This is a genomic window from Myxococcales bacterium (genome assembly GCA_016703425.1).
Classification (GTDB): Bacteria; Myxococcota_A; Polyangia; order Polyangiales; family Polyangiaceae; genus JADJCA01.
The window spans coordinates 298,328-314,502 of the sequence record JADJCA010000002.1; the positions used below are offsets into that span (position 1 = coordinate 298,328).

Below are 16,175 nucleotides of genomic sequence, written 5' to 3' on the forward strand. Positions count from 1 at the left end.
CAGACGGCGGCTTAGGGCGTGCGCCCCCGGAAGGCGAGCGGATTCGAGAGGGCGCCCGTGAACCCGCCGTTCGGCTGCCCGTCTTGAACGAAGAAGAAGTAGGCGGGGTCGCGCACGCCGCCGATGCTCGCATCGATGGTGATGGTGCCGCCCGGCGGCGCGTCGAAAAGGACGCCGACGATGTTGCTGCCGGTCTGCGACCTCGCGAGGATTCGCCCGCCGGAGAACGCGACGGAGTCGCTGGCAAGGACGCCTGACGTCTTCGGGCTGAGGATTCCGGTTCCGGAAATCTGGACCGAGAAGTCGCAGGCAGCGCCGGTCTGCGCCGTGTCGCAAGTCCACCAGACGTTCCATTTCCCGCCCGCTGCGTACTCCACGAAGATTCCCACGCCCTGGCCCGCTTCGGCCTTCAGCGTTCGGCCGGTGTCGATCTCGACAACGAGAGGCGCCGATGGCGCGGGCGCCGCACTCGATGATCCCGAGCCCGAGGGCGACGGCGACGGTGAGGAAGGCGACGTGCGTGGCGTCGTCGGCGCCGGATCCGGCTCGACCCAACACGCGGCGCCGAGAATGAGCACGAGGAGCGTAAGAGAACGGAGAAGCATGGGTGCCTCCTAGGGACGAAACGTGAAGCGGCGCTCGAGGGTTAGTGTCGCCGAACCGCGCGATTGGCGGGAGCGGCCGGTGGCGGCGTGGACGGACGAGGCGCCGGGGCCGGCGCTCGCACCGCAGGAGCCGGCGAGAACGAAGGCGCTCGCGCGGCCGGTGCGGGAGAGAACGTTGGCGCGCTTGGACGATAGGCTGGCGCCGGTGACGAGGGACGATACGAAGGAGCCGGAGAGAAACTTGGGGAGCTAGGACGTGCCATCGGTGCCGGGCTCGGCGCGGGCCGATACGAGGGCGACGCGGTGGAGAACGACGGCGAGCTGGGGCGGAACGTTGGGCTGGCGGGCGCGAAGGTCGGCGACGTTGAACGCGAAAACGTCGGCGACGCAGGCGCTGGAGTGCTCAAGGTGCGAGCTGCGCCGTACGACGGAGCGGGCGCCCGCGACGACGACGACGACGACTGGAACCGAGCGCTCGGGGCGGTACGCCAGGGATCGCTCGATGGCTCAGACGAGGGCGCCCAGGGGCGCCGCGTCTCGACACGCCATGGGTCGGACGCGGCAGCCGCAGACGCCGCCGGCGCACGGACCGAGGTCGAAGAATAGGCGGGCGTCGGTGCGGCGAAGCCGCGCGGCGCGCGAATGCGCTCGGCGCCCTGGTAGCCCCCTGCCGCCTCTCCCGCGGGGCCACGATACGCGTCGCGCTCTTGCGCCGCATACCGTGGCGTCTTGCCGTCGGCGAATTCTCCGCTCGACGCCGGAGGACGGAAGCCGACGCGCACGGCATCGGCGGGTGACGCGAAGGCACGCGCCCGATCGACGCCCGCCCCCGATGGCCGGACGATGGCCGTGTCTTGGTAGCCGAGGAGGCGCGGGCCGGGGCCGACGCCGGGGGAAGCCGGCGTGCGAGCGGGATTCACCTCGGGCGACGCGGGAATACGCGGCCCTCCCTCGACGCTGGGTTTCGCGGGGATGTAAGGCGGCGTCGAGGACGCGATCGCTCCCGCGCTAGGGCCATGGCTGACGTGCGCACCGACGCTGGGGTGGAACACCTGATTATGTGGACAATACACGTAATAGGGTGCGCCGTAGAAATGGACGCCGACGGCTGAGCCGCCGTACCAGTAGTAGCTTGGCGCGAGCGGCGCCCAGCCCACGTAGGCGGGTCCATAGGCCCAACTGACCCACGCGCCGGCGTAGCGTCGACCTGGGATCCAGCCCCAGCCGCGGGAAGGCACCATGACCCACCGACCGTAGTGGAACGGGAGCCAGCCCCACTCGTAGTCCGATACCCAAACCCACTCGCCGTCGTAGGCCCAGCGACCGCCGCTGGCGTAGGGCACGAAGTCGGCACCGACGACGGCTCGTGACGGGTACCAAACGGTGCCGTAGGTGCCGTTTTCCTCCCAGCTACCGTATTTGTCGAGGACCGGCTGCGCCTCAACGACGGCGCTCGGGTCGGTGTCTTCGTACCAGTCGGTTTGGACGCCAATGGCGACGTCTTCAGGAGGCGCCGGCGGGTGGGCCTCGAGGCTCGCGGAGCCTTCGACCTGTGACTCCTCGTCGACAGGCGTGCGTGGCGTAAAGTTATCAGCCGTCGCCCCGCAAGCCGTGAGGGTTGAGACCGCGAGGGATGACACGAGCGTCAGGGTCGCCGCCCTTAGGCCGCGTTGGCGAGCGCCGAATGCTTCTCGTTTTGCCCGGCCCATGGTCTTCACCGCTCCCTTCACGCCGACGTCAGACGTGCGCTTCATGATGCGCATGCAATCGCCGATCCGCTAGCCGCGACTGCAAGATTCTCGGTCAAGGCGTACCAGCGCAGCCGTATCCGACAATTCGTCACGCAGGTTTATTCCCCGTGCCTTGTTGGCGGAGTGACCGAGAGGGCCGACGCCAAAAGGCGGCCCCCGAAAGAGACGTGGCCTTCGGCGCCCCCTGGTATCCTGGCGGTCCCTCGTTCGCGCCCGGGCCACGCGGCTCGCGCAAACGGGCCAATCGGAAAGGACACGGACGATGGCGGAAGCACGGGCTTCGATGATTCAGAAGGTCGCTGCGATGCAGGACCTCAAGCTCTACCAAGAGCTCAACTGGGAGGGTTCCTTCGAGGACTACCTCGCCATCGTCCGCGACAAGCCGCAGGTCACGCGAAACGCGTTCCAGCGCGTCTACGACATGATCATCAGCTACGGCACCGAGGAATACATCGACAACAAGAAGAAGCTTGTTCGATACAACTTCTTCAAGGACGAGCAGGCGCGGGGCAACAACGCCATCTTCGGCCTCGACATCCCGCTGATGCGCCTCGTGCACGTGCTCCGTGCGGCGTCGGAAGGATACGGCCCCGAGAAGCGCGTGATCTTGCTCCACGGGCCCGTTGGCTCGTCGAAGAGCACCATCGCAAGGCTCTTGAAGCAAGGCGCGGAGCAATATTCGCGCACGCAGGAAGGTGCACTTTACACCTTCGACTGGATCAACCTCGCGGGCACGGGCCTCACCGGCTCCGAGAACTCGGATCGCTTCCCGAGCCCGATGCACGAAGAGCCGATTCGCCTCATCCCGATGGAATGGCGGGCCCGCGCCATCGAGGAGCTCGCCCTCTCGAACGACAAGTTCAAGGTCAAGGTCGAAGGCGACCTCGACCCCGCGAGCCGCTTCATCTTCAAGCACCTCATGGCGAAGTACAAAGGTGACTGGAGCAAGGTCATGGAGAACCACGTGCGCGTTCGGCGCCTCGTGCTCTCCGAGAAGGACCGCATCGGCATCGGCACGTTTCAGCCCAAGGACGAGAAGAACCAGGACTCGACGGAGCTCACCGGCGACATCAACTACCGGAAGATCGCCGAGTACGGCTCCGACTCGGATCCGCGAGCGTTCAACTTCGACGGCGAGTTCAACATCGCCAACCGCGGCATCGTCGAGTTCGTCGAGATGCTCAAGCTCGACGTGGCGTTCCTCTACGACCTGCTCGGCGCATCGCAGGAGCACCGCATCAAGCCGAAGAAGTTCGCCCAGACGGACATCGACGAGGTCATCATCGGCCACACCAACGAGGCCGAATACAAGAAGCTCCTGAACAACGAGTTCATGGAAGCCTTGCGCGACCGGACCATCAAGATCGACATCCCGTACATCACCAAGATCTCCGAAGAGATCAAGATCTACGAAAAGGACTTCAACCAGCAGAAGATCAAGGGGCGGCACGTGGCGCCTCACACGCTGGAAGTCGCGGCCATGTGGGCCGTCATGACGCGGCTCGAAGATCCGAAGAAGCACAACTTGTCGCTGCTTCAGAAGATGAAGCTCTACGACGGGAAGGTGCTCCCGGGGTACACCCAGGACACCGTGAAGGAGCTCCGTAAGGAGACCAAGCGCGAGGGCATGGAAGGCATCTCGCCGCGCTACGTGCAGGACAAGATCTCCAACGCGCTCGTCAACGAGATGGGCGAGGGGACCATCAACCCCTTCATGGTCCTAAACGAGCTCGAGAAGGGGCTTCGCCACCACTCGCTCATCACCAACGACGAGCAGCGAAAGCGCTTCGGCGAGATCATCAGCTTGGTGAAGCGTGAGTACGAGGACATCGTGAAGAACGAAGTCCAGCGTGCCATCAGCGCCGACGAAGACGCCATCGGCAAGCTGTGCGGCAACTACATCGACAACATCAAGGCCTTCGCCCTCAAGGAGAAGGTCAAGAACCGCTACACGGGCCAGGACGAAGAGCCCGACGAGCGCTTGATGCGGTCCATCGAAGAGAAGATCGACATCCCGGAGAACCGCAAGGACGACTTCCGGCGCGAGATCATGAACCACATCGGGGCGCTGAGCCTCGAGGGCAAGCGCTTCGAGTGGGGCACCAACGACCGCTTGCGGCGTGCCCTTGAGCTCAAGCTCTTCGAAGACCAGAAGGACTCGATCAAGCTGAAGACGCTCGTCTCCGCGGTCGTCGACAAGGACACGCAAGAGAAGATCGACATCATCAAGTCGAGGCTCATCAAGAACTTTGGCTACAACGAAGTGAGCGCCACGGACGTGCTCAACTACGTGGCGTCGATCTTCGCGCGCGGCGACGCGAAAGACTGAACGACGCGGGGCCAATGTCCCCGTTCGTGAGGCCTGGTCCCACCGAATTCCCCCGGAAACGGGACTGACCAGACCGCGTGAGATAGCCTCTCGAAGGCGAGATTCGTCTCGCTCCTTCGGGAGGCTTTTTCGTGCGAAGTGCTTTGCGGCTTCTGGCTTTGGCAGGTTTGGCAACAGCGGCCGGTGCGGCCGCGTGCAGCGTCGACACCGAGGGCACCGGTGATCCGGCACCGACCGGCGGCGACGACGCAGGCGGCGACGTGACCACGGGTGGACCGGACGGGGCCGTCACGGATGACGGCGGCGGTGGCGACACAGCGCTGCCGCCGGTCGACGCGGGCCCCGATACGGCGACGACGAACTGCAAGGCGGCGAACTGCGCGCTGAGCATCGCGGCGGGCCCGGCGCACACGTGCGCGATTCTCGGCGACCGGACGGTGAAGTGTTGGGGCGATAACATTCACGGAGAGCTGGGGAGCGGGACCCAAGACGGCGGAAATGTGTCACCACAGATGAACGCGACGCCGATGTTGGTGTCGGGGATTGCAGGCGCCACCAGCATCTCGCTGGGCGGCACACTCGGAATTAAGGCGTTCAGCTGCGCTCTCGTCGGTGGAGGAAGCGTTCGCTGTTGGGGTGCCAATGACCTTGGACAACTCGGGGCGAAGACCGATGCAGCAGTGTCCGTGGATGCGGTGACGGTCGGGGCGGATGCCGCTGCCACGCAGATCGACGTCGGGCTACGGCATGGCTGCATGGTGGACTCAGCGGGTGCGCTCCGGTGCTGGGGCCTCAACTTTTTTGGGGAGCGCGGCAATCCCGAGCTCTCCGCCTGGCCCTCCCGACCGACGCGGGTTGGCCTCGATCTCCGCCGGGCACGGAACAACCTGCGCGCGAGCGACGGACGGCAATCTGATCTGCATGGGTGCCAACGCCAACGGAGAGGGTCGGCCGAGGAAGCGACGCTGGAACCGTTGGACCAGGCTTCGGTCGACGCAGGTGGCCTGGTCGAAGATATCTCCGCGAGCGTGACCTTCACGTGCGCGACCCTCACGGGAAACGTCACATCATGCTGGGGAAGTACGGGAAACTCGCGCCTCGGTCGAGGAGCAGCCGCGGGTGCGACGGCCCAACCCGGGAGCCCCCTTTTTTCGCCCGGCTTCGATCCTACGCGAGTCGCGACCGGCGGCGCTCACGCGTGCGCGATCATGACGGACCGAGGGGTCAGTTGTTGGGGATCGAACACTCGAGGTCAAGCGGGCGACTTCTCGGGCAAAGACCCGGTGACGACGCCGTCCGGCGTCGGGGGCCTCGGCAAGGTGGTCCAGCTCGCGCTCGGCGGCGGACACTCCTGCGCCCTCACGGAGGACGGCGACGTCTATTGCTGGGGCGTCAACAACCGCGGGCAGCTCGCGTTGCCGAGCCCTGATGGCAGCGTCGACAACGCCTCGCATCCCGACCCAGTCAAAGTGCCGCTTTAGGCTCGAAGCCGCGCCCGCGCGGAGTCAGCAACACCGAGGCGGTCGCGGCGCCACACCGTGGTACTTTGGAAGCTCCCCATGAGTCTCAAGAAGAAGCTCCTCTCCGAAAGCATGAAGCTCATCAGCGACCCGCGGGTCACCAAGCTCATGCAAGACGAACGCGTCATGAAGGCCCTCATGGCGGCCATGAGCATGCCCGGCAAGATGCAGACGTTCACCCACGAGCAGGTCGAGAAGCTCGCCAAGGCGATGGCCCTCGCCACCGAAGACGAGGTCAAAGACCTTCGTCGAACGGTGCGTCGCTTGGAAGAAGAGATGTCGAAGATGCGTCGCGACAAGGGCAACTGATCGGCGCCGACTTCGCGCCGCGCGGCGCCTACTTGAGGACGAAGTTGTTGAGGGCGGCCACGACGACCCCCATGATGCTCTCGCCGGCGATGAGCCCGGAGGCGACGGCGATGGTGTAGCGGTCCGACGCGCGCTTGCTGATCTTCTCGATGGCCCACGCGAGGAGCGCGCCGAGGAACATGGCGAGCGGGTTGTAGAACGGCAGAAGCAACCCGAGGCCGACGCCCGACGCCGACGGCAGCCACTTCTTCACCTTCGGGAAGAGCGCCTCGATGAGCGCCATCGTCACGCCGACCGCCAGGCCGATGCCGATGCACGTCCGCGCCATCGGGTGGAGGTTCTGGATGCCGTACTTGAACACCTCGGCGACGGCGCGCCACTGCTGCGCGCCGGGCGCGGCGAACTTCGGATCGCGCCCCCCCTCCCCGACGAGCGCGCTGGCCTCGGGCACCAGAATGTAGAAGCCCAAGACGCTCGCGAGCGTGCCGGTGAAGATGCCGCAAAATTGCGCGAGGAATTGCCGACGCGGGTTCGCGCCCAAGAGGTAGCCGCTCTTGAGATCGTTCAGGAGGTCGGCGCTCGACAGCGCCGCGCCCGACGTGATCCCTGCCGTCATGAGGTTCGCCGTCGTGCTCTGCGGGATGAGCACGCCGTAGGTGAGCTGCATGATCTTGCCCATGGCGCCGCTCGGTGTGATGTCGGTCTCACCAGTGGCGCGGCACGCGACGAGCGCCAGCACGAACGTCATGAGCACAGCGAGGACGCCGTAATACGGTGGGATCTCGAAGTAGCGCCACGCGAGCACGACGATGCCCGCGCCAGCGACCCCGGTGCCGATGGGAAACCATGACATCGGAGCTTCCACGGCGGCGACGCGCGCGCCAGCGTCGTCCGTGGCGCCGCCGCCGCCGAGACCTTTGAAGGCCCGTGCGATGGTGCGCCACTGGAAGGCGAACGACACGAGCGCGGACGACACCAGGAGCGGCGCCCCGAGCCAGATGCCGATCTCTTTCCACGCCGACGCCGGCTTGCTCGCCGCGGCGACCACAGCGCCGGCAGAGTTGGTCCACGTGCTCGCGAGCGCGATGGGTGTGACCCAGAAGGCGAGGATCAACGCGCCGAGCATCATGCTCAGCGTGACCCTGAGGCCGATGATCGCGCCGGCCGCGACCAAGACGCCGCTGTGGTCGAGCTTGATGCCAAAGTCGCTCATCTTGTAGGCCTTGCCACCGACCGTGAGGCCCGGCAGAAAGTCGAAGATCTTGCTGAACTCAGGCATGAGCCCTTCGCGGACAACCTTGCCGGCGGCCGTCGTGATCTTCACGAGGCCAAGGTCCTTGAGGAGCGGGATCGCGAGGCCGAAGACGCCGGCAATGAGCAGCGCCCTGCCCTTCTCGAGCGCCTCGGTGCCCTTGCTGTAGAGGCTCTGCAATGTCACCGCCGCGGCGACGCCGGAGGGAAACTTGAGCCGCTCCTGGTTGATCATGTTTCGCTTCATCGGGATCGCGAGGAAGACGCCGAGCGTCGCGAGGAGCAGAACCCATGCGCCAAGAACCCACGCGGGCAAGTGCGTGCCCGTCGGGTTGTCCTTGGTGACCGACAGGATCAAGAGCGCGGGAATGGCCGTCGCCAACGTGTTGCCCGTCGCGTAACCGGCCGCCGACGCCGTCGACTGCATGCAGTTGGTCTCGAGAATCGACATCGGGCCTTTGACGACGCCGGCCTTCTGAAGCGTGTTCCAAATGGAGAACGAGAGGATGCACGCCGTGATGGCTACGCCCAGGTGCCAGCCGGTCTTGAGACCGATGTACACGTTCGTGAACGCGAGCAAGAATCCCAGCCCGGTCCCCATGGCCACGGCGCGCACCGTCAGTTGCGGCGCGTCGTCACCGCGGTACGCGCGCTCGTACCAGGTCTTCTCGTCGAAGGTGAGGACCTCTTCCGGAGGAATCTCGAGGGGCTTGTTCCGGTCGAGGTCTTCGGGGGACGGTGCCGGTTGAAAGAGCGCCATGGGGCTGCTGTACAGCGTATTCCGCGACGACACGACGCCGAAATCGGGTCGGCCTTGGTCAGCGGCTTGGTCGCAGCGCGGCCCCTACGCAGCCGTTCGCGTCCGGTCCGTGAGCCAACGCGTGACGATGCTCCACACGCCCCGCGACGCCTCACGACCGACGAGCAGATCGATGTGCCCCGCCTCCACGGTGCGGTAGGTCTTGTCCGGGGAGCGACTCCGCTCGAAGCCCGGCTTGACGCTCTCCGGCGGAGCGAGATCGTCGTGTTTGCCCGCGAGCACGAGGAGCGGCAGGTCGAGCGCCTCGAAGCGGTCTGCCCGATCGGTCGCCCGGCCCCCAAAGCGACGCTCGTTGGCCCACTCGAGCATCTCCACGAGCTCACCCACGATGGCGCGGTCGAAGGCCAGCGAGAGGTGTTCGGCCAAGACCTCCGGCTCGAGCGCCCCCGGGTGCCATCCACGTACGATCGGATAGAGCGCTGTCTCCGCGACGGGGCGCAACGTCCGCAGCACCGAACCGAGGCTCGACACGGCGAGCGGCATGCGATGCGGGCGCATCCGCACCACCGAAAGACCGCGCACAAGGAGCGCGAGCGCCTGGAGCGACTTGGAGCCGCGCGTGAAATGGTAGGGCGAGCCGATCGACACAAGGCCCGCGAGGGCTCCCGTGAGATCCGGCGCGCCGGCGTAGCCGACGAGGCCCCCCAGCGAATGCCCGACGTAGAAGATGCGTTGGCCACCGCCGGAGGCTCGCTGAACCTCCTCGACGGCGCGCGGGAGGTCCTCCGCGATGTAGTCGTCGAGGCTCGTCGCGCGCGCCTTGGAGAGCTGCCTCGAGCGCCCATGCCCTCGCAGATCGAGGTTGTAGACATCGAAGCCCGCCACGGCGAGGGCGTTCGCAAAGCTGCGTGACGGCAAGTGCCACGCGTATCGGTTTTGCGCGAACCCGTGGACCAAGAGGACGGGTCCGAGGGTGCCGCCGGCGCGGTGAGGGTCGGCCGAGCGCTTGCGGACGATGGAGAGGGGAGCGCGACCGCTCGTGACGAGGAGCTCCTTCACGAAGGCCGCTCGCCGACCGGTGTCGACGGTCTGCTCGACCACGCGCCCGTGGAGGATCACGAAAGCTTCCGCTCCACGGCGGACAGTGTAGCATGCTTGACGACGCGTCGCGTTGCGGCTCAAGTGGGCGCGCGCACACGCCCGGGAGAGTCATGACGCACCGAACGCTCTTTTGCGGGGCCGCCATCTTGGCCACCCTTTCCTTGTCGAACGCCGCGCTTGCTCAGAAGAAGCCCAAGCCCAAGGCGCCGAAGACGGAGGAGAAGGCTCCCGAGCCGGTGACGGAAGCGCCCTCGGCGGACAAAGCCGAGGAGCCGAAGGCCGACGCCGAGGGGGCCGACAAGGGCGACAAGGACAAGGCGAAGAACGTCGAGCCGCCGGCAGAAGAGTGGGACGACACCGACGTCACGGAGAAGCCGGGCAAGACCTACTACTTCGTGGGGCTACGCTACCGCGGCACCATCGTCCCCAAATTCATCCTCAACATGTTCGTGGATGAAGGCGCGACCTTCTACTCGAACACCGTCGGCGTCGAGGCGGACATCCGCAAGGACGGCTTCTCGATCATCCCAGCCCTTCAATACGTCGAGTACGGGACAGACGACATCCTCTTCAAGGAGAAGGGCAAACCTGATCTCTCCAACAACTGGTCGGTGGTGAACTCCGGCTTGAAGGGCATGTACCTCACGGCCGACCTCTTGTGGTCCACCAAGGTCCACAAGAACTGGGACTTCGAATACGGCGCCGGCTTCGGTCTCGGCGTGCTCTTCGGCAACCTTCAAAACAACTGGGTCTACTTGGACCCGAATGGCCCGCTTTCGCGCGAAGACGGCGTTCGCTACTCGAAGTGCCCCAGCGAGTTCCAGAACGACCTGCCTGCGCGCACGGGCCAAGCGACCTGCTCAAAGCCCGCGCACTCGAACGCCAACGAGGCCAAGGTCGGCAACTACGAAGAGAAGTTCTGGACCGGCGGCGGTTCGGTGCCGAACGTGTTCATCCACCTGGCGATTCCGCAATTGGGTGTCCGTTTCAAGCCGCGCAAGGATGTGCAAGCGCGCTTCGGCCTCGGGTTTTCGCTGACAGGATTCTGGTTCGGCCTCAGCGCGAACTACGGCCTTGAGACAGCGCTCGACAAGGGCAAGGGCGGAAGCGCGGCGGCGAACTCCGAGTCAACCCAAGGGCCTCGCCTCGTGACCGGGCAATCGCTCTCGCCGTTCCACTTCTGACGAAACCGAGCCCCCCTTGGCTCAGCGTCCCCAGAAAGGCCACGAGGCCGCGCTACCCGCTCGCTACGAGCCGCTCGCGCTCCTCGGCCGTGGTGGTGGCGGTGAGGTCTGGTCGGTCCGCGACCGGATTCTCGATCAGGAGCTGGCGCTCAAGCTCCTCTCCGCCGACGCCGGTGAGGATGAACTCATGGCGCTGGTGCGCGAGGCCACGGCGCTCTCGGGCCTGGAGGGGCTCGGCGTGCCGCGGGTTGTCGCCTTCGGCACCCTCGCTGGGACGAAGCGCCGCTACCTCGCGCGTGAGCTGGCGAAGGGCCGCAGCCTCGACCACATCTTTGACGATGCCGACGCGCCGCCGGCCGTGTCGCTGGGCGCGATCGCGGAGGCCGCCGAGAAGCTTACCCCGCTCCATCGCGCGGGCCTGCTGCATGGCGATCTGAAGCCCGCCAACATCGTGGTCGATGACGACGGCCGCGCGACGCTCGTCGACCTCGGGCTCGCAGCGCCGTGGCGCGAAGGTGGGACGCGCGCTCGCGGTCTCACGCCTCGCTACGCCGCACCGGAGCTCCTGGCGGGCGCTCCGTTGACCGTCCGCGCCGAGGTCTACGCGCTCGGCGCGACGCTCGACCAATTCCTACGAGCGCGGGGCGACCGCATTCCCGAGGCGATGCGCGACGCGCTTGTGGCCGTCGCCACACGAGCCACGGACGATGAACCCCAGGCGCGCTACCCGAGCGTTGATGAGCTCGCGAGCGCCCTGCGCCACGCCGCACAGCAGCCGGCCGTGAAGACCGATGCGAACGAGGTCGATGTCTGGCCCGTCGTGGGCGCGGAGGGCGAGGCGGCGCGCCTGCGCAACGTCGTCGAGTCGCTGCAAGACGGCGACGTGCTCTTGCTCGACGGGCCAACGGGGTCGGGCCGCACGACGCTCTTGCGGCGCTTGGCGTGGACCCTTGGCGTCGAAGGGTTGTCGGTGGCTCCCCTCGAAGCCCCGACCCATGGTGCGCTCTCGCTCGACCTGGTCGAGCTCGAGTTGGGCGCCTTCCCCCGCATGGCTGGCGGCATCGTCCTCGTCGACGACCCCCTTGTCCTTACGGAGCCCGTTGTCGAACGACTGCGCGCCGCGGTCACCGATGGCGCGCGCGTCGTCGCCGCCGGCGACGATGCGTTCGCGAAGCGCCTGACGGAGCGTGCGCCCGTGCTCTTTCACGTTTCGGGCCTCGGCAGCGACGTCGCCAAGGATCTCGTTCAGCGCGTCGCGCCATCGCTGGCCGTGGCCGTGCAGAATCACCTCATCCGGCGAGCCGGCGGGCGCCCAGGACGCCTCCGCGCGATGCTGCGTGCGATGGCGAATCGGCCCGTCGTCTCCATCGAAGACGTCGACGCGCTCCTCACCGGCTCCGGTGGATCGCTGGCGCCGCCCGCCAGCGCCGAGGAGGCGATGACGCAAGCGGAGCGTGCCCTCGACGTGGGGCACCTCGACGAGGCCGATCGCCTCTTGGCCGATGTGCGCGGCGCTTCGCTGCGCGCCAGGCGAGCCGTGGCCGAGGCGCGCCTGGCGCTGGGGCGAGGCGATGCTCGCGGAGCGATGGCCCATCTAGGCGGCGTCGCCGATGAGGTCGAGGGCACCGAACAGGCTCGCAGCTTCCGTGTTGCGCAGGCCCGCGCGCACCTCCGGCTCGGTGAAAACGCGGAGGCGGCGGAGCTTGCGCGTCGTGTCGTCGAGTCGAGCGGCGACGACGCACTGGCCATCGAAGCGTTGTGCATCCAAGGCATCGCGCTGGCGTATTCGGGCAAGGACGACGAGGGGGCGGCACTGCTCCAGCGTGCGTGCGCGCTCGCGGAGCCCCGTGACGAGCGCCGCCTGGCAGCCTTGGCGCACGGCAACTTGGCGATTCTGCACCAGCGGGCCGGCAACAACGCCGAAGCGCGTGCCGCCTACGAGAGGTCGCTCAAGGCCGCGGAGGCTGCGCGTGACGCGGCCACCATCGCGCTCACGCGGCTGAACCTCGCGGCGCTTGCGCGCGGCGAGGGGGACTTGGCGAGCGCCCTCTCGCACCTCGAGGCGTCGGTGGATATGGCCCGCCGCGCCGGAGCAACGCTCGCGCTCCGTGGCGCGCTGCTCAGCCTCGCGAACCTCGATCTCTACCTCGGAAGGTATGCCCGCGCGCGCGGGTCCATCGCGTCGCTTGCGAGCGAGCGAGCGAGCTTGCCACCGGTAAGCCAGGCGACGCTTCTGGGTCTCGAAGCGGAGCTCGCGGCGCGCTCCGGCGACGCCGACGGCGCCGCCGCGCTCTACGATCGCTCCGCGAAAGCCTGGACCGAGCAGGGGCGGCCCCACGACGCCGCGGAAGCCAAGCTCGAGCGCTTGCTCTTGCGCGCGCGGGGCGGAGCGGCGCTGGGAGCGCTGACGGCCGAGCTCGATGAGCTGGAGCGCTCCCTCGAGCCGCGCGGCTTCGGTGAACACGAAGCGCTCGCGCAGATCGTCCGCGGTGTCTTGGCGGTGCAAAGGCAGGACGACGCCCGCGCGCGCGCTGCCTTCGACCGCGCCGAGCTCGAGTCTCGTCGGAGCGGCCGCCGCGAGTGGGAGTGGCTCGCCCTCGACGCGCGCGCCCGTCACGCCGCAGCGCTCGGCAGCTTCGCAACGTCCAAGCGCGACGTCGACGGAGCGCTCGCGATCCTTGAAGAGACCGCCGCGAAGCTCCCGCGCGATCTGCGGGAAGTCTTCTGGAACGACCCTCGAAGACGCGCGCTACGCGAGGCCATCGTGGCGACGCAGTTGCCACGGAGCCTGACCACCATCGAGTCGCCGGGCAACAGCCGGTCGCACCGCGTCATGCGCGACGAGTCAGCGACGAGCCTCTTTGCCGGCGGCGTGCTCGCAGAAGATCGGCTGGCGCGAATTCTCGAGGTCAACCGGGAGCTCGCCGGCGAGCTCGACGTGCGACGGCTTTTGTCGCGCGTCACCGAACACGCCATCGCGATCGTCGGCGCCGAGCGCGGCTTCGTCGTGTTGGCGAACGAGCGCGGTGACCTCGAAACGCGCAGCGCTCGCGATCGAAGCGGTGACCTCACCACCGATCCGCACGGAGACTTCTCACGTTCTGTCGCGGCGCAGGTGGTCAAGAGCGGAGAGCCGGTGGTGATCACGCGCGCTGGTGAAGACGCGAGGCTCGCCGAGGCCGTCAGCGTCCATCGCCTCCACATTCAGTCGATCGCCTGCGTGCCCATTCGGGGCTTCCGACGCAGCGACGAGGGCGAGACGGGGCAGTCGACGACGATCGCTGAGCGGACCATCGGGGCGCTGTATTTGGAGACGAGGCAGCGGCCGGGCCTTCGCTTCCAGGCGGAGCTTCCGACGCTCTTGGCCTTCGCCGATCAAGCCGCCATCGCCATCGAGAACGCGCGCCTCCTCGACGAGAACCGCAGTCGCGCCGAGGAGCTAGCCGGCATCAACGAGGAGCTCTTGGCGGCCAAAGAGAAGCTGGCCGCGGTCCTCGGTCGCCGCACCGAGCAACTCGCTGAAGCGAGGCGAGATCTTCGCGAGGTCCGCGCTCAGATCGGACGGCACTTCGGCTACGCGGGGCTCGTGGGCACGAGCGGGGCCATGAGGAAGGTGTACGCGCTCATGGAGCGGGTTCGCGACGCCGAGGTGCCAGTGCTCATCACCGGCGAGAGCGGCACCGGCAAGGAGGTCATCGCGAAAGCCATCCACGCGACGGGGCCGCGGGCGAAGGCCGGATTCTTCGGAGTCAACTGCGGCGCGATTCCCGAGAACCTCCTCGAGAGCGAGCTCTTTGGCCAGGTGCGCGGCGCCTTCACCGGTGCCGACCGCGACCGCAAGGGTCTGTTCCGCGAGGCGCATGGGGGCACACTCTTGCTCGACGAGATCGGCGAGCTGCCCCTCAAGATGCAAGCGGGACTCCTGCGCGTTCTCCAGGAGCGCTGCGTTCGGCCCGTGGGAGGCGCCGAGGAGGAGCCCGTCGACGTCCGCGTCTTGGCCGCCACGAACCGCGACCTCTCCAAGATGGTCGAAGAGGGGACCTTCCGAGAGGACCTCTTTTACCGGCTCCACGTCGTGGAGCTCTTGATTCCACCGCTACGCGACCGCCTCGAGGACATTCCGTCGCTCATCGATCACTTCTTGGCCATCTTCTCCACGCGCTACCGGCGCGACAAGAAGCAAGTCGGTCGCGAAGCGCTACGTCGACTCATGAGCTACGAGTGGCCCGGCAACGTCCGGCAACTCGAGCACGTGCTCCTAAACGCGTGGCTCATGTCAGAGACCAACGAGATCGAACCCCAGGACTTCGAGCTTCCGAGCGTCTCGCGGAGCCTTCGTCCGGCGGCTCCGTCGTCGACGCCGATCGCGAGCAAGGAGGACTGGAAGAGCTCGGAGAAAGGTCGCATCTTGGCGGCGCTCCAGGCCTGCGACTGGAACCGTGTCCAAGCCGCTCGCATGCTTGGCCTGCCGCGCCGCACGTTCTACAGACGACTCAAGGAGTACGGCATCGTATGAAGACCTCTCGCGCGCCCCTCGTTCTGATGGGGCTCTCGCTCTTGGCCGCCGCAGCCGGCTGTTCGCGCGACTCGAAGGGCACGCCGAACGCGGTCGCCGCCGAGGGCGACCTCACGCCGGGCGGGGCGGCTCCGGACTTCACGGCGAAGGCCCACGACGGCACGGAGCTTCACCTGGCGGCGCTCAAGGGCAAGCCCGTGGTCCTCTATTTTTACCCGAAAGACGAGACTCCCGGCTGCACCAAGCAGGCGTGCGCCCTAAGGGACGCGTGGGCCGATCTCGAAAAGACTGGCGTCGTTCTCGTGGGCGTCTCGGGCGACTCCGACGAGTCCCACAAGGCATTTGCGGCGCACCACAAGCTGCCGTTTCGGCTCATCAGCGATCCCGACGGCAAGTTGGCGGCACAATTCAAGGTGCCCTTCCGGGCCGGCTTCGCGTCGCGGCAAACGATCGTCATCGACAAGGAAGGCCGCATCAAGAAGGTCTATCGCTCCGTTGATGTGACCACCCACGCGAAGGATGTCCTGGGAGACCTCTCGTCGTGAAGGCGACGCCGCCCGGCGGGTCGCCCGACGCCCTTGCCGCCCGCGTCGACGGGACGTTGCTTCCGCCAGACGAGGCGCGAGAGCTATGGGCCCGCTTCAGCGCCCATATGGAAGCGAACAAGGGCGACCTCTTAGGCTTCGCGGCAGCGGAAGGCTTCGCGAGCATTCGGCCGGGGCTGGAGGGCGGCCGGCCGGTGCTCCTCGCCTCGCGTAGCAAGGCCCAGGAGCCCTACCGAAACGTCTCGAAGGAGAAGTAGGAAAAGGCCGACGCGAGGAGCCCCGCGAGGTCGAGCCCTGGCATGCC

General features: G+C 67.1%; 11 protein-coding genes. 7 read left to right on the top strand and 4 right to left on the bottom strand.

Annotated features, from left to right (window positions below):
- Nucleotides 1-11: 11 nt before the first annotated feature.
- Together IPG50_07670 and IPG50_07675 are read right to left on the bottom strand one after the other, a co-directional pair.
- Nucleotides 12-605: a hypothetical protein gene (locus IPG50_07670; protein ID MBK6692066.1), complete on the bottom strand. Its 594-nt coding sequence runs from the start codon at nt 603-605 to the stop codon at nt 12-14.
- A gap of 41 nt (nt 606-646) precedes the next feature.
- Nucleotides 647-2,359: a hypothetical protein gene (locus IPG50_07675; protein ID MBK6692067.1), complete on the bottom strand. Its 1,713-nt coding sequence runs from the start codon at nt 2,357-2,359 to the stop codon at nt 647-649.
- A 259-nt stretch (nt 2,360-2,618) separates the two neighbouring features.
- Here IPG50_07675 and IPG50_07680 point away from each other — a divergent pair, with 259 nt between their 5' ends.
- From IPG50_07680 to IPG50_07690, 3 genes are all read left to right on the top strand, one after another.
- On the top strand, nt 2,619-4,685 hold the full coding sequence (locus tag IPG50_07680) for a serine protein kinase (protein ID MBK6692068.1): 2,067 nt from the start codon (nt 2,619-2,621) through the stop codon (nt 4,683-4,685).
- Between the two features lie 158 nt (nt 4,686-4,843).
- Nucleotides 4,844-6,166 carry a hypothetical protein gene (locus tag IPG50_07685; GenBank protein ID MBK6692069.1) on the top strand — a complete coding sequence of 441 codons (1,323 nt, stop codon included), beginning with the start codon at nt 4,844-4,846 and terminating at the stop codon, nt 6,164-6,166.
- A gap of 78 nt (nt 6,167-6,244) precedes the next feature.
- Nucleotides 6,245-6,514 (top strand): hypothetical protein, encoded by a 270-nt coding sequence (locus tag IPG50_07690; protein ID MBK6692070.1) that lies wholly within the window; start codon nt 6,245-6,247, stop codon nt 6,512-6,514.
- A gap of 28 nt (nt 6,515-6,542) precedes the next feature.
- Here the strand turns inward: IPG50_07690 and IPG50_07695 are convergent, their stop codons facing one another.
- Both IPG50_07695 and IPG50_07700 read right to left on the bottom strand, forming a co-directional pair.
- Nucleotides 6,543-8,525, bottom strand: coding sequence for an OPT/YSL family transporter (locus tag IPG50_07695; GenBank protein MBK6692071.1), 1,983 nt, complete (start codon nt 8,523-8,525; stop codon nt 6,543-6,545).
- Nucleotides 8,526-8,609: 84 nt separating this feature from the next.
- Nucleotides 8,610-9,644 (bottom strand): alpha/beta fold hydrolase, encoded by a 1,035-nt coding sequence (locus IPG50_07700; GenBank protein ID MBK6692072.1) that lies wholly within the window; start codon nt 9,642-9,644, stop codon nt 8,610-8,612.
- A 92-nt stretch (nt 9,645-9,736) separates the two neighbouring features.
- On the opposite strand from IPG50_07700, the gene IPG50_07705 reads away from it, so the two are divergent.
- The 4 genes from IPG50_07705 to IPG50_07720 are packed head-to-tail and all read left to right on the top strand — an operon-like array spanning nt 9,737 to nt 16,128.
- Complete coding sequence (locus IPG50_07705) at nt 9,737-10,810, top strand: hypothetical protein (protein MBK6692073.1); 1,074 nt, start codon at nt 9,737-9,739, stop codon at nt 10,808-10,810.
- Nucleotides 10,811-10,826: 16 nt separating this feature from the next.
- Entirely contained in the window at nt 10,827-15,326 is a 4,500-nt protein-coding gene (locus IPG50_07710) for a sigma 54-interacting transcriptional regulator (protein ID MBK6692074.1), read from the top strand.
- Nucleotides 15,327-15,352: 26 nt separating this feature from the next.
- Nucleotides 15,353-15,871: a peroxiredoxin gene (locus IPG50_07715; GenBank protein MBK6692075.1), complete on the top strand. Its 519-nt coding sequence runs from the start codon at nt 15,353-15,355 to the stop codon at nt 15,869-15,871.
- Nucleotides 15,868-16,128 (top strand): hypothetical protein, encoded by a 261-nt coding sequence (locus IPG50_07720; protein MBK6692076.1) that lies wholly within the window; start codon nt 15,868-15,870, stop codon nt 16,126-16,128. Before IPG50_07715 ends, IPG50_07720 begins: the two co-directional genes overlap by 4 nt.
- The last annotated feature ends 47 nt before the right edge of the window (nt 16,129-16,175 follow it).

Bases quoted from the DNA above. Each gene is read 5' to 3' on its own strand.
- IPG50_07670 (MBK6692066.1), bottom strand. From the start codon at position 605: ATGCTTCTCCGTTCTCTTACGCTCCTCGTGCTCATTCTCGGCGCCGCG.
- IPG50_07675 (MBK6692067.1), bottom strand. From the start codon at position 2,359: ATGAAGCGCACGTCTGACGTCGGCGTGAAGGGAGCGGTGAAGACCATG.
- IPG50_07680 (MBK6692068.1), top strand. From the start codon at position 2,619: ATGGCGGAAGCACGGGCTTCGATGATTCAGAAGGTCGCTGCGATGCAG.
- IPG50_07690 (MBK6692070.1), top strand. From the start codon at position 6,245: ATGAGTCTCAAGAAGAAGCTCCTCTCCGAAAGCATGAAGCTCATCAGC.
- IPG50_07695 (MBK6692071.1), bottom strand. From the start codon at position 8,525: ATGGCGCTCTTTCAACCGGCACCGTCCCCCGAAGACCTCGACCGGAAC.
- IPG50_07705 (MBK6692073.1), top strand. From the start codon at position 9,737: ATGACGCACCGAACGCTCTTTTGCGGGGCCGCCATCTTGGCCACCCTT.
- IPG50_07715 (MBK6692075.1), top strand. From the start codon at position 15,353: ATGGGGCTCTCGCTCTTGGCCGCCGCAGCCGGCTGTTCGCGCGACTCG.